The sequence below is a fragment of the Segeticoccus rhizosphaerae genome (genome assembly GCF_009192725.1).
In the GTDB taxonomy this organism is placed as follows: Bacteria; Actinomycetota; Actinomycetes; order Actinomycetales; family Dermatophilaceae; genus Segeticoccus; species Segeticoccus rhizosphaerae.
Map to the genome: position 1 here is coordinate 1 of NZ_VOHR01000034.1, position 21557 is coordinate 21557.

The following is a 21557-nucleotide window of genomic DNA, read 5'->3' on the forward strand; positions in this document are numbered from 1 at the left end:
TCGTGGGCCAGTCACGCCTCGCCCGGCAGCGACTGGCCCACGACCGGGAGCTCGCCTACCACGACGCCCGCGCGCTGGCCATCGAGCTCGGTCGCGGCCGACCGCGCGCACCGTTCGACCCGATGGCCGCAGGAGTGGTCCTGTGGCCGGGCGAGGCCGTTTACCGCCAGGTCCCGCTCGCCCTGTCCATCCGCAGTCGCGGATCCTGGGCGACCCCGAGCACGGCGACCGTCCTGGTCACCGACCAGCGTCTCCTGTGCCGGTTCCACTCCGGCTGCCTCGCCTCCCTGCCCTGGCGCCACCTCACCGGCCTGCACATCAATCTCGCGGCCGCGCAGATCACCCTCGACTACGCCGACGGCACACCGATAGCGCTCACTGGCGTCTTCGCCCCCGTCATCGCGGTCGCCGCTGTCGCCTGCACTTATGGGCCGGCCGCATTGCTGACGCACCCAGGCTTGGAGTCGCTTCGCCACTGATCCGGCCGGAGCTGCTAGGGCAAGGTCACGAGAAAGTCTAGGGGGTATGGCAGGGCTGCAGGACTAGCAATCTCACGCATTGAGAGCAGCCTGACGAATCTTGAAAGCAGAGGTTTCCTGGGATTGCCGAACCGCTAGATCCCATGGAGCCCAAGGTCACTCAGCCCAACTTTATGGCCGGTGAGCCTGAGTGGGCTCGAGCCTACGTCCGTAATGCGGTGGTAACGGCCCCTTGAATTGCCCAAGAAGCTCACGCGGTAACCTTCTCTGTGGCATCTTCCGAAACCTCGTCCACTTCAGCCGTCGACTTCTCGACTCCCCCGTACATGTATGGCCTGAGCACGTGGCTGCGCGACGGATGACGCAGCTTGCTCATCGATTGCTTCTCGATCTGGCGTATGCGCTCACGCGTCACGCCGTATATCTTGCCGATTTCCTCCAGTGTCATTGGCTCTCCGGTGGTGAGGCCGAAGCGCATGGATACGACACCTGCCTCGCGTTCGCTGAGCGTATCGAGCACAGTATGTAGCTCGTCCTGGAGAAACCCGAACTCGACTTCACGCTCAGGGTTGAGCTCGGGATCGGCAAGGTCCAGCAGGTCAGCCAAGGTGGACTCGCCATCGGGGCCAATCGGGGTATCCAAGGAAAGGAAATCGTGCGGTCCGAGCCGCAAGCATTCCCGTACTTGGGTGTCCGTTAAATTGCACGCCAGAGCGATCTGATGTACTGACGGGGTCTCGGAGGCGACGGTGAGACGGGTGCGAACAGCCCACACTTTGAGCACGCGATCCACTATGTGAACAGGCAAGCGGATAAGCCTCGCTTCATTGGCGATGCCACGCCTAATCGATTGGCGCACCCAGTTCATTGCATATGTCGAGAATTTGTTGCCTAAGCGGTGATCGAACAGCTCAATAGCCCGGATGAGTCCGATGACGCCATGCTGAAAGAGGTCGTCATACGCCATCCCGGAAGGCGCGTAGCGTTGGGCAACCGAGTGCACGAGTCCCTGATTGTGCAGCAGCAAGCACTCCGCCGCCCGCCGTGACTCTCCGGTCAGTCGGGCGAAATCGCCCTGGTCGAGCGGCTTGTCCGCTTCGCCCCGTACCAGAATGGCAAGCCCGACTTCCTCTTCAGAGCGCAGAAGCACTCTGGCATGGTTCGTGATGAACCTGTCGCGCTCCAGTCGGCGACGGGCCGCCGTGACGGCGTCGTCGTTGTGCACCGCACCGAGGTCGTGGGGCGCGTCCATTCCAGGGTCGTTGGCGGCGCTGGTGGGCTCAGCCGGGGGACGCGCCTGTGGGGCTGCGACCGGAGGCGCGTCCTCCTCGATGGCGATACCAGCCTTCGCGAGCAGTCGCTCGACTTCGCGGCGAATCTCATCCGTCGGCTCCTGCAACGTAGCCAGCACTCGTTCGATTCGGGTGCGACGTATGACATGATCACGCACAAACGGCTTGAGTCGGGCGAGTACGCGACCGATGTACTCAATGTCCACTGTGCGATCCCCATTGGTCGAGCCCATACCTTTGCGCACGGCATCCGGCGTCGGGCAGAATCACATGACAGAGGCACTGACGGGGAGCGAGCTTGAAAATGATACCGGCCGAGCTTGGCTCGGACTTATCCACCTCATCCGAATGCCGCGTGTTCGACGCCTTGGCGGCGATTAGTTCTCGTGGAAGGGCGCTCCACTCCCTCAACCTCCCGACGCACGAGTACAAGCTCACCGCAGAGCTCGACTTTGTGCTCGTGCTTGACGAGCTCGTGCTGGTCGTTGAGGTCAAGGGTGCTCAGGTCTCCTGTAGCAATGGGCTGTGGACGTACAGCGACCGTAGCGGGCACTTCCGACAAGACCGGGAGGGTCCCTTCAGGCAGGTCACCAGCGGCATGTATGCCCTTCGTGATCGGTTGAGACAGCGCATCGGTGCAGAGGTCGACGGTGTGGCCTTCGGCTTCCTCGTCGTCACGCCCGACGTAGATTTGGCGCTAAGCAGCTTTGAGTGGGACGCCGAGACGTATTGCGGACGTGGCCAGTTTCAACGAGAATTCACCAAGGTGGTCAACCGGGCGACGGCGTACTGGCGGGCGCGTCAACCAGAGAAGGCCTTGATCGACAAGCACCTCCAGAGCAAGCTTCTGCAGGAGCTGCGGCCAAGCTTCGACCGATCACCCCTCCTTGACGCTCGTGCCAGCACCCTGGATTCCGCGTTCGTCCGCCTGACGGACGAGCAGTTCTCGCGACTCGATCTCATCAGCGAGGCCCCGCGCGTCATCTGCAACGGGGGCGCCGGGACCGGCAAGACCTTTCTTGCTATCGAGGCAGCGCGGAGGCAGGGTCTCGCCGGCCGCTCGGTGCTCTTCACCTGTCGGAGCCCGATCCTCGCGTCCTTCGCCGCGTCGCTGTTGACCGGAACCGGCGTTGCCGTGAGACCCCTGTCCGGCATTCCGGCACACCAGGTCTTCGATGTGGTCGTCATTGACGAGGCCCAGGACCTAATGAACTTCGACAGCCTAGATCGGATGGAAGGCGCGCTCTCGGGCGGTTGGAGTGATGGCCGATGGGTGATGTTCATGGACCAGAACCGACAGGCGCATTTGTACGGAGACTTCGACCTTGATGCATTGCAGTTCGTCCAGTCCTTCAGCCCGGTGCCCGCCACTCTGCGCACAAATTGCCGGAATACTCGTGAGATTGTCTTCCAGACGCGGGCTCTGACAGGCGCGGACACCGGCGTGTCCGCCGCGGGCTCTGGGCCCGAGGTGACGTTCGCCCAGGTTAGCGACGCGGAAAGCGAAGCCGCGGCCCTGGAGGCCCACCTGCGTTCCCTGCGCCAGCAGGAGGTGTCAGTGGGCCATGTCACCATCGTCTCGCTTCGGGGTAATTGGGATACGAGCGCCGCCCGGCGACTGCGCCAGGCACGAAAGGGGAAGCTGCGTCTGCTAGACAAAGACTCGGCGACCAGCTGGCCAGGGGACGTGCTGACATGGGCATCGGCTGTGGACATCAAGGGCTTGGAGAACCGGTTTGTGTGCGTGATAGACATTGACACATTGGAGTCGGAGACGGACGTTGACCTCTTGTATGTAGCCCTGAGCCGTCCGCGAGCCGGACTGTGGGTCGCCGTCACCCCCGCTATCGGCGCGCGTGTCGCGGAGCTCTACAAGACCCACGCGGCGGCGGCGCTCGAGGCATTGAACAAGGTCGGCGCATGACGTCGCTTGTTCAGACTCGAGCAGACTTCGTGGCCTACGTGAGGCGCCAGCTCGTCGGTCCCTTCTCTGGACCGAACGAGATCATCTTCGACCCGCCGAACCGCCGATACCTCATGGGCGTCCTGTTCCCACGCCAGGTGTCCTTCGCCGGCTACGTCGAGCGAGAGGGTGAGGAGCAGGACGAGCTGGCCACGACTGCTGGCGGCGACGAAAGCCAGTTCAGCGATGACCCCGTATCGGCGGCCAACGACTTCCTGCCTGCCTCCCAAGGGCTATCCTTCTTCACCACCGCTGCCTCACTGACGGTGAAGGCTCGTGCGGCCGAGTACGAGACTTTGAGCGGTAAGACCGCCGAGGAAGCACTCATCGCCGAGGAGGTTCAGGACGGCGGTCCCACCGAGGAGCAGGACGAAGATCCCCGGAGGAGGGCTCCCGGCTCGAGGCGGATCTGGCGGCGCAGCCCGCTCGACGAGGCGACTGTGTCGCTCAGCGCCGAAGATGCCGACGCCAAGTCCATCTGGGGTGGCAAGGCTGAGCTGCATGCCCGGTGGCGTAAGTACCCTCACGGCAATCTCGTCACGGTTACGCTGGTTAATGCACGCACGAGCGAAGACGAGCATCCCGAGCGAGCATGGGATGACCTGCTTCTCCAGGTCGAGTTCGACGTGAGAGTGACCGATGGCGGTGAGGTGCTGGAATACCCCTCGGTAGCGATGGCTTCGCACGATCCCGAGGAACAGGAGTTGCGGCTCGCTCACCGTCGGTCTCGGGTGTTCGCCATCGGGCACGGCTGCTCGCCAGAGTGGAAGGAGGCGGACAACAGGGTCCACGCCGTCCGCTCAGAGGTCATGCCGTCGTATGTCGTTCCGCGCGTCAGTGCCGACGGCGACACGGCGCAGGCACTCGACATTGCCTGGCTCGCAGATGACTCTGTGTCGGCTGACGAACTTGTCCGCGAACTCGATACCTTTGTCGAACCCTATGCGGACTGGATCGAGAAGGTGTCCGCTGAGGCAGCGACCCTCGGCGAGAAGTACGCCCCAGCCGCGGAGCAGGTAATGAGACGCTTGGAGCGTGCCCGGGACCGGATGCGTGACGGCGTGCAGGTCTTCGCCAGTCACCCTGACCGCGCCAAACTAATCGCGGCCTTCCGACTGGCCAACCGAGCGATGCTGATTCAGATGCGGCACAGTGAGAAGGACCTGGCTGGCACACGGCATCCGCGCAGTGCTGCCCCAGACCTTCCGACTGACTACCCCGACGGCGCTCAGTGGCGCCCCTTCCAAATCGGCTTCTTCCTGACCACGCTGCACGGTCTGGTTGAACCGGAACATGAGGACCGCGACGTCGTAGACCTCATCTGGTTCCCCACCGGCGGTGGCAAGACCGAAGCCTATCTGCTGGTCGCTGCCTTTGAGATCTTCCGTCGCCGGCTGTTGGATGGTGCGAAGGGCGCAGGTACGGCAGTCCTAAGCCGGTACACGCTGTCACTGCTGACCGCTCAGCAGTTTCAGCGCACAGCGTCGACGATCGCCGCCTGTGAGCACCTTCGACGCAATGCAACGCCCAAGCTCGGTGATGACCCAATCTCGGTCGGCTTGTGGGTTGGCGAGGCGACGACGCCCAACCACTACGTGCAGGCACGGGAGCGCTTCGATGAGCTGCGCGACGCAGGCGAAACCGACGACCGCTTCCTCCTCGAGCGCTGTCCATGGTGTGGGACCGAGATCGTGCCCCGCGAGCACAGCGACGACGACGCAGACTACGGCATTGCGTCTACCGATCGATCGTTCAGGTTCCGCTGCACGTCGAGCAAGTGCGAGTTCAACGCCGAGCTGCCTGTGCTGGTCATCGACGACGCACTGTACGAGAGCCCGCCGACATTCCTTCTCGGGACGGTGGACAAGTTCGCCCAGCTCGCCTGGGTACCGGAGTCGGGCAAGCTGTTCGGCCGAGTCAGCGAAACGCTGCCTCCGTCGCTCATCATCCAGGACGAGTTGCACCTGCTGACCGGTCCGCTCGGAACGACAGTTGGCTTGTATGAGGCGGCTATCAACCTCCTTTGCGAGTCGGAGGGGCGGCCGCCGAAGGTCATCGCCTCAACAGCGACGATCCGCCGCGCCTCAGCGCAGATCAATGGGCTGTTCGGCCGACCAGTTGACCTCTTCCCGCCCTCGGGTGTCGACGCCGACAACTCCTACTTTGCACGCGTGGATGAGGATGTACCGGGCCGGCTCTACGTCGGCATGATGGCGCAGGGTCACACCTCGGATACCGCCGTTGCGCACTCAGGCGCCGCCCTTCTGCAAGCGCCAGTTGACCTCGGCCTGACCGGCGGTGCGCGGGACGCATACTGGACGGTCGTGGCCTACCACAGCTCGTTGCGTGAGCTAGGTCGTACCGTCACGATCGCCCGCGACGACATTCACTCCCGCCTTGGGGGCCTGATCGTCGGACGACCGAGGCGTGACTATGACGTCGATGAACTCTCGTCGTCGGTTCCGCGTGCACAGCAACCGCGACTCCTTGAGCGCCTCAACTTGTCCTGCTCTAGCCAGCACTGCGTGGACTTCCTGGCCACCACCAACATGCTTTCAGTCGGCGTGGACGTGCCCCGCCTGGGTCTTATGCTGATGAACGGTCAGCCCAAGGCAACAGCCGAGTACATCCAGGCCACCAGCCGCGTGGGGCGCTCGTCGGCGCCGGGCCTGGTGTTCGGCCTGTTCCGATCAACCAAGCCACGCGACCGCTCTCACTACGAGAATTTCCGTGCCTATCACTCGGCGCTGTACCGGTATGTCGAGCCGACCAGCGTCACGCCGTACTCACCTCCCTCCCGCGAACGAGCCCTACACGCGGCGCTGGTCATCCTCGTCCGCCACAAGCTCGGTCTGGCTGGCGATGGCAGAGCTGGCGAGGTCGCGAACCACGTTGCGGCGGTGCGCGCGTTGGCCGATGCACTAATCGACGTCGTGGAGCGTGTCGAACCGCGCGAGCGTGTCGGCGCGCAGAACTACCTCAACAAGTTCATCGACGACTGGATCGACCGCGCTCGGCGAGCCGAGGGCGAGAGCAAGCTCCTGTACTACCGATCCAGCGGCAAGGGGCAGATCAATCTCATCAAGCAGTTCAACGCCAAGGGCGACGCGTGGCCGACCCTCGGTTCCATGCGCAACGTGGACATGGAGTCGATAATCGAGGTGGATCACGGTGCCGCATCGGGGGGGACGAGCACCTAATGCAACGCAAGATCAGGCAGTCACAGACGATCATTCCGTTCGGCGTCGGCGCAATCTTCGACTTCAAGGGGGAGTCGCTGGTTGGCTGCGACATCTTCCGATGGGGTGCTCGCGGCGAGACGATCCAGAGCGATCGTCTAGCGGCGGCGCTTGGCGTCGCCCAGTTCCGGGCTGCGCCAGTTGTAGATAGCAACGCTTGGGCACCCTCAGTAGCAGGCATCCCCTACTCCCGATTCCCCACCTGGCTGTTCTGCCCCAAGTGCCGTCGGATGACTCGGTGGAAGCGCTCGCTGGAGCAGAAGGGCAAAGCTCCAACCTGCGGCAACTGCCCAAAGCGCCAGCCGCTGGTTCCAATGCGTTGGATTCAGATCTGCCCCGAGGGCCACATGGACGACGTCGACTGGCGGCGATGGGCTCACTCTCGGAACCCAAGTCCCGAGGCACGACAGTGTCAGAAGGACAACTTGTTCTTCAGGACGTTACCGGGTAGGGGGGCTGGCGGTCTCGATACACTCGAAGTGCAGTGCCAGAGCTGCCACAGCCGACGAAACCTGATGGGTATCACGGCAAAGGGATCGCTCAAATCGATCGGCATCTCGTGCAGTGGTCGCCAGCCTTGGCAACGGTTCGAGGATCGTGAGGATTGCAGCGAGATTCCGCTTGCTGTCCAGCGAGGCGCTAGCAACGTCTACTTCCCGCTGGTGCACTCATCCATCGAGATTCCGAATCCGTCTCGTTCCGATGCCTTCAGCGAGACGGCGATGACGATCAAGGCCGACGCCTTCTTCCGGCCGCTTCTGACGGTTAACGAGAGTGCTCCGATGTTTGACATGATGGTGCAGACCTTGGCCAGCGGGCACGGCGTTGACCCAGACTTCGTGAGGGCACTGGCCCGCGATGAGAAGCAGCGCGAGGCCGGTATGGCGACCGCCGTGGAAGCGACGCCTGGTGACCTGCTCGCAGAGGAGTGGGCGGCCTTCCTGACACCCTCAGACAACTCCGATGACCTGCATTTCCGCACGCGGCACGTCGGACTGACCGTGGGCCCCCGTGAGGTCGATGAGATCACCTCATTGCTGACGGACCGCATCGACAAGGTCGTGTTGGCTGACCGGCTCCGCGAGGTTCGGGCGCTGGAGGGCTTCCATCGGGTCACACCCGGTGGCAAGGACACTCTGGTCAAGGCCGCGCTGAAACACACTGTGAACTGGCTTCCCGCAATGGAAGTGCGCGGTGAGGGCATCTTCCTATCGCTGGATGAGAACCGGCTCACTGTGTGGGAGGAGCAAGACAGTGTACGCCGCCGCGTCGCCGAGCTCGACCGGCGCCTCGATGCTTCCTTTGTGGCACCCCGCCTGCGGGAGCGGACCGGGCCGATTCTCAGCCCGCGCTATGTGCTGCTGCACACATTCGCTCACCTCCTTATTCGTCGTTTGGCGTTTGAGTCTGGTTACGCCGCCACCAGTCTGAGGGAGCGCATCTACGCCCGGAGCAGCCTCGAAGTGGACGGCACGGCAAAGCAGGCCGGCGTCCTGATCTACACTGCCGCTGGCGACTCCGAAGGCACGCTCGGTGGCCTCGTGCGGCAAGGCGAGCCCCCCGACCTGCAAGCAACTATCCTCGAAGCATTGCAGGACGCCATGTGGTGTTCCTCTGACCCCCTTTGCAGCGAGAATCTGGCTTCGACGTTTGCCAGCCTGAACTTCGCGGCCTGCCATGCTTGCACCCTTGTTGCTGAGACGAGCTGCGAGAGTGGCAACTATCTGCTCGACCGCGCGATGGTGATTGGCAACGACCACGTGCAGGGCTTCTTCAAGCCCGTCCTCGACGCGGCCATCGTTGCGGCAGGTGAGGGAGTCAGGGGCATCGGGTGAAGCTGCCTGCCTTTGAGGACCTGTCTAAGGAACAGGACCTCATATACAACCTTGACCTCGATGGCAACTACATCGTCAGTGGTCCACCCGGAACGGGGAAGTCGGTTATGGCGCTCTACCGCGCCCAGGTGCTGACCTTCGATGATCGTGAACCTTCGGTGCTCATGTACTCCAAGGTGCTCAAGCAGTACACGGAGCAGGCCGCCAGCGAGGTTGACGTCGCTGGCTATGTCACCACCTTTCACAGCTGGTTCTGGAACTTCTGGCGTAGACACTACCGAACCAGCCCACCGACGATGGCAGGCAACTCCTATGACCACGACTGGGCAGAGATAGCCCAGCAGTTCATGACTAACCCGCCCGAATTGGGCGCCCTCCTTGATCTCATCGTAGACGAGGGTCAGGACCTGCCCCTCGGCCTCTTCCGCATCGCGCGCTTCGTCGCGAAGAACATCACAGTGTTCGCCGACGAGAACCAGCAACTCTTCGACCAGAACACGACCTTGCGCGAGATCGAGGCAGCCATCTCCGCGCGGGAACACCTCGAGCTGCGAAGGAACTATCGCAACACCGCCGAGATCGCCGCTGTTGCAGCCACGTACTACTCCGGCACTTCCACGGGTATCCCGGCCCCGCCTGATCGACACGGCGACAGGCCGACCCTGCGCCGGTACGCGGGCCTCAATGAATTCGCAGACTTCGTTGCCCGCTACGCCAAGGCACGCTCCAACCTGAACATCGGTATCGCATGCCCGAACCAGAACATTCAGCGGCGTCTTTACCGCGAGTTGGATTCCCGTAAGCTGGCTACTCCGGTGCAGCAGTACATCTCCGGGAATCGGGCCCACAACCTGCTTGACTTCGACTTGCCGACCGTGACACTGGTGCACTACAAGTCGTTGAAGGGCCTTGAGTTCGATACTCTGTTCGTGCCCGAGCTTCAACAGGTCACGGTCGACCCGACATCAGCAGCAACCCGCATGATGTTCTACGTCGTGATGTCCAGAGCGCGAGACGAGTTGTACTTGTCCTGGAGCGGCGTCTCGGATGCGCCAGCCATCGTCGCGGACCTGAAGGGTTTGGTGCAGGAACAGTGACTGACGAAGCGCACTTGGACATCGACGGACTCTTGGGCGAGGAGCTCGAATCCCACGAGTCCGCATGCAAGCATCCGGCTGCCCGGATCGCGATATCCGCGCCCGACGAGACTCATGGTTCAGAACGGCTGCCGAAGCCGGAGGTAGCTGGTCAGCACAACAGCAATATCGAGGCTGTGGAACTTGCAGACCCAGCGCCCGTGCCGCGCCCCGGAGCCATGACGGAGGCCGAAATCGAGACACCGTCTCATGTCGCCGCCGAACCTGAGCCTGTTGCTGAGCTCACTTCCGAGGCGTCCTCCGAGCCAAGGCCACCCCGCCTGTTTTTCTTGACCAACCGGATGAACCTGAACGGCGTGCTCAGCTCGCGAATGCTCGCGCCGCGCGAATCTTTCCACAAGTACTATGCCGATCTCTTAGAGCTGGCACCCGGTTGGGTCCCCGTGCTTGTTGGTCCACCACCCACATCGCTGATCGAGCGGGTGGTCGCCGAACGGGGCTCCGGTGCGCCCGTGCTTGTCGAACTGTCCGAATCTGTCTTGAGCGGCGAGCCAGCAAAGGGCCCACTGGTCTACCTACGCGCAGCACTGCTTTCCGACGTTAAGGCGATTCACTTCCGCGAGGCGAAGTCGCTCCGCGAGCATCGCGCTCGTGGGTACAGCAACGTCCACCCGCATGACGATCTGCTACAGGTCAGCCCGGAGCTATTCGCGTCGAACTCAGACGTAGAACCAGCAATCACGCCACCGGCCGAGTCACCGGCCCAGGACTGGCTGCATCTTGACCGCGTCCGCGGCGCCGTCAGCGCCGCGGTCGTAGGGGCCGACAGCGGCGAGTCGCTTGCTGTCGCAGCCGGAATGCTCGGAGCGACCGGACTCCCGCATGACACCCTGCTTCCCCCGTGGTTGACCTGGGCTGAACTCACCACCGAATCGCACTTGCCGGGCTCCGAAACCGATGTCGAGCTGGCCGACAGGCTAATCTTTCAGACGGCCTACCGCGTGCTGGGTGCATGCGATCAGGCCGAGTCATGGAGCCCGACCGACGTGCTTGACACGGTTGTGGACGAGATCCTTGCAGCAAGGCCGGGCGCGGAGGCACAGAGTATCGTTGACCGGAACCTGCAGCGCGTACGCGAACTGATCAACATCGAGCGGGACTTCGAGCCCTTCCGCAACCCTGGCAGTCCATACGTGGCCGCCAAATCCCTCCTCATGGTTCTGCTGCGTCCGGACCTCGGTCAACTCCTCGCCTGGCCGTTCGAGGAAACCCACGCCGACGAGACCAGCCGTGTGGTGGCCGCCATCTTGGCTGGTCGACTGCGCGGAGTCGCCCGCGAGTCTGTGACGCTGCGCAGCCTCGCCTTGGACGACATCACGGCGCGGTGGGCCGTTCGTACTGCGAACGGCGAGGCATCTAGCTTGGGTGCCGCCCAGTTCGTCGCCGATGACACCACGACGGTGTTGCGGCTCGACGGCGCCGAGCTGCAAAGCTCGATGCCGCTCGCACCAGACCCGGTATCGATCTACAAGTCTTTGAGTGCCGAGGCGCGTCAGCCCATGCGCATCGCCGTTTCCCGCCGACTCGGCTGGCCTGTCCTGGTGCGGGCGAGTGTTCCAGCCGGCTCAGACGTCCAGTTTGGAGAGTCGCTCATCACAATCACGTCGACGGAGAGCGTGAGCATCGAGACTGACGTGGACGAGGAAACCTTCGTTCGACGGCTCGGTGACGCGCGTGGGCCTATCAAGGCGGCTGCCGTGGGGCTCCTGCTGGAATGACTCCCAAGATTACCTAAGCTGAGGCAAGACCTTGCGAAGGACCAAGGGCGGTGCGCCCACGCATAGGATCCAGGGGTTCCTCCGGAGTTGGCCGCGCAGGAGTGGCCTTAGCTGTTGCTCTTGTGGCTCGTGATGGTGGGCCGACCTGGCCGCCCGAAGGCATGCTCTACCCGATCCCGCCAGGTCTCATGTCCGGAGCGTTCGCTGCGTTCGTCGTGTAGGCAGCGGCGCTGGATGAGCAGCGCGCGGGCACATTTGCTCACTAGACAACGGAGCGATTCTGATGCCAGTGGGCCCGGAGCCACGCCTTTGATGTGCACTGGCCGTAGCTTCACGGCCACGGGCTTGCCTGCGAGTGCCTGGTACACCGGATAGTTGCAAAGCTGGGCGTCCACGTCGATTGTCTCCGTGTCCGGGTTCACTGCTAGCAGGCCGAGGTCGAAGAGTCGGTGTACGTCCCTCCTGAGCATCAGGACCCCCCCGAGTGGTGTCGTCCGGCGGCGGCGTAGCTGTAGAGGTGGCCAGCCTCTAAGGCGACCAAGAGGGCTGGTCCGCTAAGGGCACAAATCGCTCCGAACTCCTCCAGCACTCTGCTTCGGAATGTGGCCTGGCCCACTCGCACACGAACAGTCGCATCCGTATGACCCCCCACGACGCGGCGCTCAGAAGAGTTCACCGCGTTGAGCATCACCGGCGTCCCAGAGTGCTCCACAGCTGCCTCGAATTTCTGCCAGACTAGTGGACGAAGACTCTGCTGAGACCTCGGGTGCAGACACAATTCCCGCAGCTGTGCCCCGCTCAGCATGTCCCGCAGGTCGATCCACCCGGATGCGTGGCTCGTCTCGTACGTTGTTACCAGTTTGGTCACAAGGGTGGGCTGATCGAAGAGCCCCTGGCACTTGAAACACTTGTAGGCAGGCACCTTCGATCTTCTCCGTTTGATGCCGGCCCTTCCGCAGTGGGGACACTTGCTCAGCGTCTTGACCATCGAAGACACGGTGCAGTCTTCGATGACAGAGACCCCCAGCGAAGTGCGCTTGTCCCACAGGACGATCTTGTCGCCCACCGCGACCTCTGCGTGATGGGCAACCGTCGAATCCCACCTGTAGGTACTGTCCGGGTCATCTGCGTACCCGTCGTTTCCTCCGTGTTCCCGGTCATCCCCCGCGGCTAGAAGCAGCAATGCAGACAAATTGGTCCACCTCCGAACAGCTTTGTAGCCGCGCAGCACATCACTCGGATGGCTCCACGCCTTGCTTAGGGAGAGTCGGCGCACGAATGACGGGGTCGTCTTGGCGGGAGCGACGCCAGCGTCTTCCATCAATGGTCACGGATGGTTCAACATCCTCGGGCAGCCATGGTGAGACGCGGGTGCTGACGAAGCGACCCAGAGTCGGGCGAGGCAGGCCCAGAGTCTCCGCCAGATCCGGATGAGGTGCATAGTGACCGAAGACGACGATTCCCTCGCCGGCCAGGCGCTTCCTCGCGTCCCGTACCCTCTTCTGCGGATCGACCTGCTGTCCAGCGGCATCGACCGACGCCCGGTTGATCAGTTGTCCCTGTGCCTCACGGAAGAGCATACTCACCGCGGCTTGGCCGCTCTTCTGCTTGGCCACTCTCCATGCGAGGTCGCCGGGTAGGTGAAGGAGAGTGTTGGGAATCATGGGCTTGCCTTGGTGCAGCCACAAGATCCGGTCCTTGCCTCGATCGTTCAAATGGCGCTTCCGGTCCCGCTGCCTGCCTGGCGGCTTCAGAAGACTGTCGGTGATGCGAAGCAGGCCCGCAGCCCAGCGCCGGGTGTACTCGTTGCCCCAAAGGAGAAGCGCGATCTGTTCTGTCGTCGTATACATCTCCAGGGGGATCTCCCAGCCGTAGAGGTTACGCGACCACTTCGCATCGACGTCGCTCCCGGCGATGCGATAGTCGAGGTCCACGCCGTCTTCCAGCTCCAGCTCGCGCTGAAGCCAGATCTCAACGAGGGTTCCGACGTGCGTCTTCTCCGTCTTCATCAACTGGGAGTAGTCCCACCGGCCGGTTCTCTGGCCGTCGTACGCCTGATCGAAGGACTCGCGGATGGCATAGGCGATCCGCGCTCCAGTCGGGTCCAGCGCGAGGATCGCCGCATGCACGGCCCAGAGATCGGGATCCTCGGCAGGTGTAGGCGGCTGCTCCTCGGTGCCTGACCACGTGGGCCCGAGCTGTTCCGAAGGGCGACCAGCTCTTGTCGGCTCCTTCGGTGTTACGCGATGACGGCGGCGGAGCGGAAACTTCTCTTCGTCGAGCGAAGCGATGGCCTCTGCTTCATTCTCGTCCATCCCTGGTAAGAAGTCCGGATCCACCATGGAACTTTCTCACATGGCTGCGCCTCGGTGACCGGCCACCCCGAACGGCGGACTGGGCTTCCCCTCGTAACGTGGAGACATCGCCAATTAGGAGGCGGTGATGGGTTCGAGGACGTATCGCAAGTTCGATGAGGATTTCAAGGCTGGCGCGGTGCGGCTGGTGTTCGAGACGGGTAAGCCGATCGCTCAGGTCGCCCGGGACCTGGGCGTCAACGACGGGACGCTGGGCAACTGGGTGGCCAAGGCTCGCCGGGAACGCGACGGCGAGCAGGAGCAGCTGAGTGAGGACGAGCGGGCGGAGCTGGTCCGGCTGCGCAGGGAGAACACCGAGCTGCGGATGCAGCGTGATGTGCTCAAGCGCTCGGTGGCCCTTTGGGTGGACGAGGCAATGGGCCGGTAGCCGTGGCGGCCTTCATCGCCGCCCAGAGGGCAGAGCATCAGGTGCCGCAGGCGACCAGCTGCCGGGCGCTGGGGGTGAGCCAGGCGTGGTTCTACAAGTGGCGCGAGGGCGACCCGTCGGTGCGTCACGCTCGGCGGGAGCAGTTGAAGATCGCGGTGCGGTACTGGTTCGGCAAGCATCACGGCACCTACGGGTCCCCGAGGATCACCGCCGACCTGAGAGACCAAGGCTGGACGGTGAGCGTGAACACGGTCGCGGGCCTCATGGCCGAGTTGGGCCTGGTCGCTCGCCGGCGCAAGCGGCGGCGGCAGACCACCCGGCCGGGTAAGGGCCGGTGGCGGGCGCCGGATCTGATCAAGCGTGACTTCAACACCGAGGAGCTGAACCGCAAGTGGTACGGGGACGGCACCGAGCTGGTCACCGACGAGGGCAAGCTGTTCCTGGACAGTGTGCTGGACATGGGCTCACGCCACATCGTCGGCTTCGCCATGGGTGAGCACCACGACGCGGGCCTGGCCACCGCAGCGTTGCAGGTGGCGATCGCGGTCCGGGGCGGCCACCAGGCCATCGCCGGAGTCGTACTACACACCGACCAAGGAAGCGAATTCACTGCTGCGAACTTTCGCAAGGCCTGCCAGCGGTGCCAAGTCACCCAGTCGATGGGCCGGCCAGGCTCCGGGCTGGACAACGCGGTCATCGAGTCGTGGCACTCCACACTGGAATTCGAGCTACGCAGCCAAGAGCACTTCGCCACCAATGCCCAGGCCAGGGCCGCGGTGGCCGCCTGGATCCAGGAGTACAACCAGGACCGGCGGCACTCGTCCCTGGCGATGAAGTCACCCATCGACCACGAGATCGCGCTCCACCAGGCTGGCGCCCACACCCACACGGACGCGGGCTCGCGGGCCCGTCCCCCCGGAGGCCAGCCATCATGACGTCGTCCTCGCTGCTATCAAGGCCAAGCCCTACGGGTGGCCTGCGGCCAGCCTTGACACCAGCTCCGGGCACCGACCAAAGGCCCCTACCCGGGGAGCCGATCCACAAAATTCAGATCTCCACGGTTTCAGGGGATTGCCAGGACTCAGAGATGGTCGCGAAGGTGGCGCGCAAGGGCTGCGGCCAGCCCCACGGGTACGGCATTTCCAATCTGCTTGGCGATCTCGACCTTGCTCCCACACCAGACAAAGTCCTCAGGGACGTCCTGCAGGCGTGAAGCTTCCAGATGAGTTATCACGCGGTTGACGCGATGCTTGGCCGCCGCATCCCATTGAGGATGGAGATACTGTCCCTTCTCGGGCTTGAAGAACTCAGTCCGGATGGTCAGTGACGGGGCGTCCCACCGCATGCGCCCCATGACATCGGTGGTGCCGGTCTTCTTCTCGCGCCAGCAGCGGGGGAGTAGGTGGTCGGGAACATCAAAGCGACCGCCACCTGGAGGCACGCTGTCGTACCGTGCAAGGGACAGTTCCCGAGGCTGGCGACCGAAGTGAAGATCCTTGCTCTTGAAGATGCCCTTGACCGTCTGCCCGAAGACTTCGGTCGTACTCGCTGGCAGTTCGGTGGTGTCGGGATGCTCCGCGAGACCGAAAATTCGGCTCCTTACGGTCTCCCAGGGAGCGAGGCCGTTGATGCCGCCTTTGGAGTGAGTCGCCTGAGGAAGGGGGATCTCACCGATGCGCGAACCAATGACAATGGCCCGCGGCCGCCGCTGAGCAACGCCGTAGTCTGCGGCCAACAGGACCCCGAAAGAAAGCGTGTACTCCGAGATGAGACCGTGGTCGGCCTCGTCGAGAAGGAGTTGGAACTCGCTGCTCTGCATGAAGCGCTGCACGTTCTCCAGAACGAAGACTTTGGGGCGAGCCGCCTCGACGACGCGGAGGTACTCCTTCCAGAGCTTGTTCCGGGGATCATTCACGTCCTTGCTGCCCAAGTTCGAAAAGCCCTGACATGGTGGTCCGCCGATCACCACATCTACCTGGGGGATGTCGTCGGTCACCCAGTCTGCGATGTCCCCCCAAAACATGTGCTCTTCGCCGAAGTTGGCCGCGTACGTTGCGGCCGCGGCGAGATCCCATTCGACGGCCTGGACGGGAAGGTAGCCCTGATCAACGAAGCCCCGCGTCATCCCACCGCACCCGGCGAAGAGATCGATGAGGGTGGGGCGCTCGGTCACGTGACTCATGCTAGCTCCTCCTGAAGGTCCAGCGAGGCAGGCTCGCCGCTACTGTCGTATGTATGGCCGAACGGAAATCCTGGGCCTCCACGCCCGCAGCACGCGCGACGATGCAGGCGAACCGCGGTCGAGACACCCGCCCCGAGCTGGCGCTTCGCCGAGCCCTTCATTCTCGTGGGCTTCGCTACTACGTGAACCGGAGACCTGAGAAGACCATAAGGAGGACCGCCGACATCGTCTTCCCGCGCGCCCGGGTAGCGGTGTTCGTCGACGGGTGCTTCTGGCACGGGTGCCCTGAGCACCACACCGTGGCGAAGGCCAACGCACGCTTCTGGGCCGACAAGGTGACACATAACCGAGTCCGTGACTTGGAAACGAATGAGCTCCTGAGAGGCCGGGGGTGGAACGTCCTGCGGATCTGGGAACACGTACCCGTCGACGTCGCGGTGAATGCCGTGCTTTCTGCACTGGGCGCCCGATTCCGTTCATGACAGCTGCGCATCCAGAGCCGGGGGCCGGTCCCACGAATGTCTCTTGACGTCGAGAGCTCGTGCAACATCTCGTGCAACCTCCTGGCCAATCTGGGTCGCTTGCGGGCAGTGGGCCTTCGGTCGGAGGTCAGGCCTGGGACCGACAAAACCGCAGGTCAGAGCGCTTCCGATGTTCAGCAGGAAGTTTGGAGATGCGCCGTCAGCCGGGTCGCGTTCGCGTTCCTGCGACGGCGCAGGCGGAGGGGTCATGAGCGGGTGGGGTCTTGGCTGGGCGGCGCTGCCGTGTGCGCTGGAAGCCGGATGCCTGGCGCGCGATGTAGCGCCGGTGGTTGGTGGAGAGCTCTACACCGACGGCGTAGAGCCTGAGGAGTCCTGGCCAACCGGATGGCGAGCCGGCCAGCAGACGATGAACGATGCGGCGTTGAGCTGGGCTGTATCCAAGTTGCTCGAGCATGCGTCGGGTGGCCAGCCGAGAGTTGGGACCCGCTGCACGGGTGGAGATCGCTCGCATGGGATCTTTAGCGCCGGCGGCGCGGGCGCTGTCCAGGCGAGCAACCATCACCTCGAACGCGGCCACGATGTGCAGGCCGTCGAGTTGCTCGCGCAGCCCGTGCCTGGTGAGCCAGTCCTCGAAGGTGTCCATCATGTCACCGGCTCGGGGGCGAAGCGGGCTGGCTGGCCGGGGATCAGTCCCGTCATACCGTGCACGGCATCGGCTTGAGTGGAGCGCGCGGAGCCGTTGCTGCCGCGGACCGCGATCCCGCGTAGGCGTCGGAACAGGTCAGAGGCGCTCATCAGTCGGGCGGCGTGCTCGTGCCGAGCGAGCCAGTTCATGGCAGCCAGCAGCTCATCGTGTCGCGCGTCCTCACCGCCGATCGTCCACGGGCAGGTGGACCCGAGGGCGCAGGCCATCGTGAATCCGCGGGTACAGACCGCGTCTAGAACCGCGACCCACAGCTGGTCTCGCTCCGAAGAGGGACGATGCAGAGACGGGCATCGGGACAGGGCAGCCTGGAGGTGCTCAGCAAGTTCGTCCGCGGTGCTGCAGCCATGATCGGCAGCCGTTCTGATCCGCGGGCCTTGGGGGAGAGGCGTGTGACGGGGGGCAGCTGTCGGCGGGGCACCGCCCCGGATGGTCCAGCCGGCCACTCTGGTGGGGCTCAGCGGACCACTCGGTCGCGCTAGGGGCGTTGCAGGCGAAATCCCACCGACTGGGTCGGTCCGCGTCGACAAGGCCCTCCCCACGGGCGGAACTGAATGCTGCGACTGTGTCCTTGACCACGTCGTCATCGTCTGGACTCCGCTCTCTTAGCACCCATCGCACTGGCTTAAGCCAGTAATGCCAGAATAGAACTGGCTCAAGCCAGTGTCAACTGGCTTGAGCCACTGCTCTACACTGGGCGTCATGAGCGAGACGAAGAAGGATCGGCGCCAGCCGGAGACCGCCAGCCGCCAGGTCGCGGCCGCACTCCGCAGCGCCATCGGAGACGGCTCCTTGGCCCCGGGCGACCGGCTCCCCTCGGAGCGCACCCTGGCCAGCACGCACGGCGTGGCCCGCAACACCGCGCGCGAAGCGGTACGCCAGCTGGCCGAGTCCGGCCTGGTCACCGCCGAGCACGGTCGCGGCGTCTTCGTGCGGGTAGCCCCCCGCCTGATGCGCTTCGGGCAGCTGCGCTACTCCAAGAAGCTGCGCGAGGACACCGGGGTCTCACCCTTCCACGCGGAGGTACTCGCCCAGAACCGGATCCCCAACGCCTACTTGACCAGCATCGAACGCGCCGTGCCGCCCGCCTCGGTGGCCGATCGCCTGGGTGTCAAGGTGAGCAGCAAGAGCGTCGTGCGTCGCGAGAACTGGTATTTCGCGGACGGCGAGCCCATGCAGGTCGGGCTCACCTACATCCCCTGGGAGATCGCCAAGGGCACCGTGCTGGCTCGCAGCGACGAACTCGGGCCCGGAGACCTCTACGCACGGTTTGCCGACCGGGGCTATGAGATCACCTACACCCGCGAGGAGGTCACCGCTCGCATGCCCACGCCCGAGGAGGCCACGGGGCTGATGCTGCCGGACGGTGTCCCGGTCCTGGTCGTCCTGCACACCGGACTCGACCAGCAGCGCAGACCCTTCGAGGTGACCGAGTTCGTGATGCGCGCCGACTACACCGGGTTGGACTACACCATGCCCGTGGACGCCTCATGAGCCTCGAAGTCCGGCCCCGCGCCACCAGCGACCTGCCCGCCCTTGCCGCCGCCCTGATCAAGGTTCACGACCACGACAAGTATCCCGTTGAAGGCGTCGCCGACCCCCTCGCCTGGCTGACCCCCGACCGGCTCCTGGCCGCCTGGACCGCGCTGGTCGATGGCCGCCCGATAGGACAAGCCACCTTGGCCCGAGCCGGCGCCGAGGACGACGCCGCCCGAATCTGGCAGCAGCACACCGGCCGGGACATCGATCAGTTGGCCATCCCCGCCCGCCTGTTCGTCGACCCCGACCACCGACATCAGAGAGCCGGCCTCTTCCTCCTGCACGAGGTCCAGGCCTTCGCACGAGACCATCACCTCGCCATCGCCTTCGACGTCATGCTCAAAGACCACGCGGCGATCCGGCTCTACGAAACCCTCGGCTGCGTCCGGATCGGCACCATCACCCACACGCACAGCCACGGCCAAGCAGAACCGGCAGCCGTCTACGCCACACCCGACTCGGCACCCCACCGCGAGACACCGAGAGCCTGATTCTCATCGATCACGGTCGACCGTCGTGGCGGAACGGGCGGGTGCCGTCGTGGGCGGTCACGCTGGCCTGGCTGGCTGAGCCGCTGTCTCTGGATCCGAGCGGGTGGCCCCATGCTCATGGCCACAGGCGGCACCTGGACCGGGCGGTGCGACACGTGAGTGCCCCAGGCTCCGGTATCCATGAGGTCGTCGAGTGCACCAAACCCGCGAAGAGAGACTGAGAGGGCGGTGCAACGAGAAGTCTTACGCACAAGCTGAAGGCCCGGCCCTCGGCAAAGAGAGCAGGCATGCTAGGAGGATCACGTCACGGACATCACGACGGCATTTTGGTACACAACCGGTACACATGACGTCGAGAATCGCCGCGAAACGCCGATAAGCCTTGAAGCGCGTTTGCGCAGGTCACAGGGCATGTTGGCCAGATCGTCGCAGGTCGAGAACGCCCTTGATTCGCCCTCTCAAGGCCGTAACCCGGTCGCCAGTGAGCGCTGGGCTGATTCAAAGGCCTATCGCCCCGATTGTCATAGACCGGCTCGACACAGGTCGAGGCGGTCTACCAGGAGAACCAATCGCAGCATCGGTGGCAGGCGACAGGCGATGCTGGTCAGCCAGGAGCGGCCCCGATCTTCTGACCAGATTTCTGACCGAGACGGCCCGAGATGCGGTGAAACGTACGCCAGCAGACGAGCCACCAGGGCGGAAGCCGTGCGGGATGGCGGGGACCAGCGGCACACGAAGACACGGCTGAGCGGTGGCCGTGCCTGCTCATAACCCGGAGGTCGCAGGTTCAAATCCTGCCCCCGCTACCACGTCGTAGCACGGCACGAGGCCCCTTCCAGATCCTGGAAGGGGCCTCGTGCCGTTGTACCGGCGGACTGCTGGCGTCGATGGTCGATGGTGCTCCGCTCCGCCCCCAGTCGGCTCGCCTCCACCCTTGACCTCAACGGGCCATTGACAGGCGGCCCGGGCAGTGGGAATCTAAAAATACGTTCAATTGTGTTTAGAAAGAGGTTCCCATGGCTGCCACCGCTGCTCACCCCTCCACCCCGCACACCACCACGGTCCATGGCGTCTCCGACGCTCTTCACCGCGCCCGGACCGAGCCGGCCTACGGCGCGTTCCTCGTGCTCTGGATCGGATTCATCGCCCTGCCCCTGCTGATGGGGTTGGACAAGTACGTCAACCTGATGACCAACTGGGAGAGCTACCTGGCCCCGTGGATCGTCAACCTGCTGCCGTTCAGCGCGCACACCGCGATGGTCATCGTGGGGAGCATCGAGGTGGTCGCCGCCATCCTGGTCTTCCTCCGGCCTCGCTATGCGTCGTATGTCGTGGCGTTGTGGCTCGCGGGCATCATCATCAACCTGCTCACGTACTCCGGCTTCTACGACGTCGCACTGCGTGACTTCGGCCTGCTGCTGGCGGCTGTCGCCCTGACCCGGCTCGCGGCGGTCTACGACAAGGGCTGGCGTCCCGAGGACAAGGCCTGACCTCCGGACAGGAGCCCGCCAGATCTGGGACGATGCCGATGGCGCGCGTCCGACGTCGTCCCAGGACCGTCGACAGGACTGGAGCGCACCTCGTCCAGAAGGAGAGGGGCCGACATGGGTTCGATCGCGGTGGTCACGGGGGCCAGCAGCGGAATCGGCTTGGCCGCCGCCCGGGCCCTGGCCGAGGCCGGGTGGCACGTCGTCGCCACGGCTCGCCGCCCCGACGCGGCGGACGCGTTGCGGCA

General features: G+C 64.2%; 19 protein-coding genes. 13 read left to right on the top strand and 6 right to left on the bottom strand.

What is annotated here, in order from left to right; all coding sequences use genetic code 11:
* Positions 1–479, top strand: a 479-nt coding sequence (locus FRW57_RS22990; RefSeq protein WP_162529260.1) for a hypothetical protein, incomplete at its 5' end; no start/stop codon positions are given.
* A gap of 250 nt (positions 480–729) precedes the next feature.
* Here FRW57_RS22990 and FRW57_RS04860 read toward each other — a convergent pair.
* Positions 730–1977 (bottom strand): sigma-70 family RNA polymerase sigma factor, encoded by a 1248-nt coding sequence (locus FRW57_RS04860; RefSeq protein ID WP_162529261.1) that lies wholly within the window; start codon positions 1975–1977, stop codon positions 730–732.
* A gap of 149 nt (positions 1978–2126) precedes the next feature.
* Here FRW57_RS04860 and FRW57_RS04865 point away from each other — a divergent pair, with 149 nt between their 5' ends.
* Genes FRW57_RS04865 through FRW57_RS04885 form a run of 5 tightly spaced genes read left to right on the top strand, consistent with a single transcriptional unit; the run spans position 2127 to position 11683 of the window.
* A complete protein-coding gene (locus FRW57_RS04865; RefSeq protein WP_162529262.1) occupies positions 2127–3695 on the top strand; it encodes an NERD domain-containing protein in 1569 nt (522 codons plus the stop codon).
* A complete protein-coding gene (locus tag FRW57_RS04870; RefSeq protein WP_152185453.1) occupies positions 3692–6934 on the top strand; it encodes a helicase-related protein in 3243 nt (1080 codons plus the stop codon). The genes FRW57_RS04865 and FRW57_RS04870 overlap by 4 nt, the downstream gene beginning before the upstream one ends.
* Positions 6934–8808 (top strand): DUF1998 domain-containing protein, encoded by a 1875-nt coding sequence (drmB, locus tag FRW57_RS04875; protein WP_152185454.1) that lies wholly within the window; start codon positions 6934–6936, stop codon positions 8806–8808. Before FRW57_RS04870 ends, drmB begins: the two co-directional genes overlap by 1 nt.
* On the top strand, positions 8805–9905 hold the full coding sequence (locus FRW57_RS04880) for a DEAD/DEAH box helicase (RefSeq protein ID WP_152185455.1): 1101 nt from the start codon (positions 8805–8807) through the stop codon (positions 9903–9905). Before drmB ends, FRW57_RS04880 begins: the two co-directional genes overlap by 4 nt.
* Positions 9902–11683: a hypothetical protein gene (locus FRW57_RS04885; RefSeq protein WP_162529263.1), complete on the top strand. Its 1782-nt coding sequence runs from the start codon at positions 9902–9904 to the stop codon at positions 11681–11683. Before FRW57_RS04880 ends, FRW57_RS04885 begins: the two co-directional genes overlap by 4 nt.
* A gap of 469 nt (positions 11684–12152) precedes the next feature.
* Here FRW57_RS04885 and FRW57_RS04890 read toward each other — a convergent pair whose 3' ends face one another.
* Positions 12153–12875 (bottom strand): zf-TFIIB domain-containing protein, encoded by a 723-nt coding sequence (locus tag FRW57_RS04890; protein WP_162529264.1) that lies wholly within the window; start codon positions 12873–12875, stop codon positions 12153–12155.
* A 40-nt stretch (positions 12876–12915) separates the two neighbouring features.
* Positions 12916–13998, bottom strand: a complete 1083-nt coding sequence (locus FRW57_RS04895) for a NaeI family type II restriction endonuclease (RefSeq protein WP_162529265.1) — start codon at positions 13996–13998, stop codon at positions 12916–12918.
* 127 nt (positions 13999–14125) lie between these two features.
* Here FRW57_RS04895 and FRW57_RS04900 point away from each other — a divergent pair, with 127 nt between their 5' ends.
* Both FRW57_RS04900 and FRW57_RS04905 read left to right on the top strand, forming a co-directional pair.
* Positions 14126–14425: a transposase gene (locus FRW57_RS04900; protein ID WP_152185459.1), complete on the top strand. Its 300-nt coding sequence runs from the start codon at positions 14126–14128 to the stop codon at positions 14423–14425.
* A gap of 2 nt (positions 14426–14427) precedes the next feature.
* Positions 14428–15360, top strand: coding sequence for an IS3 family transposase (locus FRW57_RS04905; protein WP_162529266.1), 933 nt, complete (start codon positions 14428–14430; stop codon positions 15358–15360).
* Positions 15361–15506: 146 nt separating this feature from the next.
* Here FRW57_RS04905 and FRW57_RS04910 read toward each other — a convergent pair whose 3' ends face one another.
* Positions 15507–16607 (bottom strand): DNA cytosine methyltransferase, encoded by a 1101-nt coding sequence (locus FRW57_RS04910; protein WP_152185461.1) that lies wholly within the window; start codon positions 16605–16607, stop codon positions 15507–15509.
* A 53-nt stretch (positions 16608–16660) separates the two neighbouring features.
* Between FRW57_RS04910 and FRW57_RS04915 the strand changes: the two genes are divergently transcribed.
* A complete protein-coding gene (locus FRW57_RS04915) occupies positions 16661–17089 on the top strand; it encodes a very short patch repair endonuclease (protein ID WP_152185462.1) in 429 nt (142 codons plus the stop codon).
* 199 nt (positions 17090–17288) lie between these two features.
* Here the strand turns inward: FRW57_RS04915 and FRW57_RS04920 are convergent, their stop codons facing one another.
* Together FRW57_RS04920 and FRW57_RS04925 are read right to left on the bottom strand one after the other, a co-directional pair.
* A complete protein-coding gene (locus FRW57_RS04920) occupies positions 17289–17735 on the bottom strand; it encodes a hypothetical protein (protein WP_152185463.1) in 447 nt (148 codons plus the stop codon).
* Positions 17732–18001, bottom strand: coding sequence for a hypothetical protein (locus tag FRW57_RS04925; RefSeq protein ID WP_152185464.1), 270 nt, complete (start codon positions 17999–18001; stop codon positions 17732–17734). Before FRW57_RS04925 ends, FRW57_RS04920 begins: the two co-directional genes overlap by 4 nt.
* Before the next feature lie 493 nt (positions 18002–18494).
* On the opposite strand from FRW57_RS04925, the gene FRW57_RS04930 reads away from it, so the two are divergent.
* From FRW57_RS04930 to FRW57_RS04945, 4 genes are all read left to right on the top strand, one after another.
* Entirely contained in the window at positions 18495–19286 is a 792-nt protein-coding gene (locus FRW57_RS04930; protein ID WP_152185465.1) for a GntR family transcriptional regulator, read from the top strand.
* Positions 19283–19822, top strand: coding sequence for a GNAT family N-acetyltransferase (locus tag FRW57_RS04935; RefSeq protein ID WP_152185466.1), 540 nt, complete (start codon positions 19283–19285; stop codon positions 19820–19822). The genes FRW57_RS04930 and FRW57_RS04935 overlap by 4 nt, the downstream gene beginning before the upstream one ends.
* Before the next feature lie 1016 nt (positions 19823–20838).
* Positions 20839–21312, top strand: a complete 474-nt coding sequence (locus tag FRW57_RS04940) for a hypothetical protein (RefSeq protein ID WP_137122405.1) — start codon at positions 20839–20841, stop codon at positions 21310–21312.
* Positions 21313–21426: 114 nt separating this feature from the next.
* The coding region (locus FRW57_RS04945; protein WP_152185467.1) for an SDR family NAD(P)-dependent oxidoreductase at positions 21427–21557 on the top strand (131 nt) is incomplete at its 3' end.

Coding starts and splice junctions, on each gene's coding strand:
- drmB (WP_152185454.1), top strand. CDS start 6,934: ATGCAACGCAAGATCAGGCAGTCACAGACGATCATTCCGTTCGGCGTC.
- FRW57_RS04900 (WP_152185459.1), top strand. CDS start 14,126: ATGGGTTCGAGGACGTATCGCAAGTTCGATGAGGATTTCAAGGCTGGC.
- FRW57_RS04910 (WP_152185461.1), bottom strand. CDS start 16,607: ATGAGTCACGTGACCGAGCGCCCCACCCTCATCGATCTCTTCGCCGGG.
- FRW57_RS04940 (WP_137122405.1), top strand. CDS start 20,839: ATGGCTGCCACCGCTGCTCACCCCTCCACCCCGCACACCACCACGGTC.
- FRW57_RS04920 (WP_152185463.1), bottom strand. CDS start 17,735: ATGATGGACACCTTCGAGGACTGGCTCACCAGGCACGGGCTGCGCGAG.
- FRW57_RS04895 (WP_162529265.1), bottom strand. CDS start 13,998: ATGGACGAGAATGAAGCAGAGGCCATCGCTTCGCTCGACGAAGAGAAG.
- FRW57_RS04925 (WP_152185464.1), bottom strand. CDS start 18,001: ATGGCCTGCGCCCTCGGGTCCACCTGCCCGTGGACGATCGGCGGTGAG.
- FRW57_RS04915 (WP_152185462.1), top strand. CDS start 16,661: ATGGCCGAACGGAAATCCTGGGCCTCCACGCCCGCAGCACGCGCGACG.
- FRW57_RS04930 (WP_152185465.1), top strand. CDS start 18,495: ATGAGCGAGACGAAGAAGGATCGGCGCCAGCCGGAGACCGCCAGCCGC.
- FRW57_RS04935 (WP_152185466.1), top strand. CDS start 19,283: ATGAGCCTCGAAGTCCGGCCCCGCGCCACCAGCGACCTGCCCGCCCTT.
- FRW57_RS04870 (WP_152185453.1), top strand. CDS start 3,692: ATGACGTCGCTTGTTCAGACTCGAGCAGACTTCGTGGCCTACGTGAGG.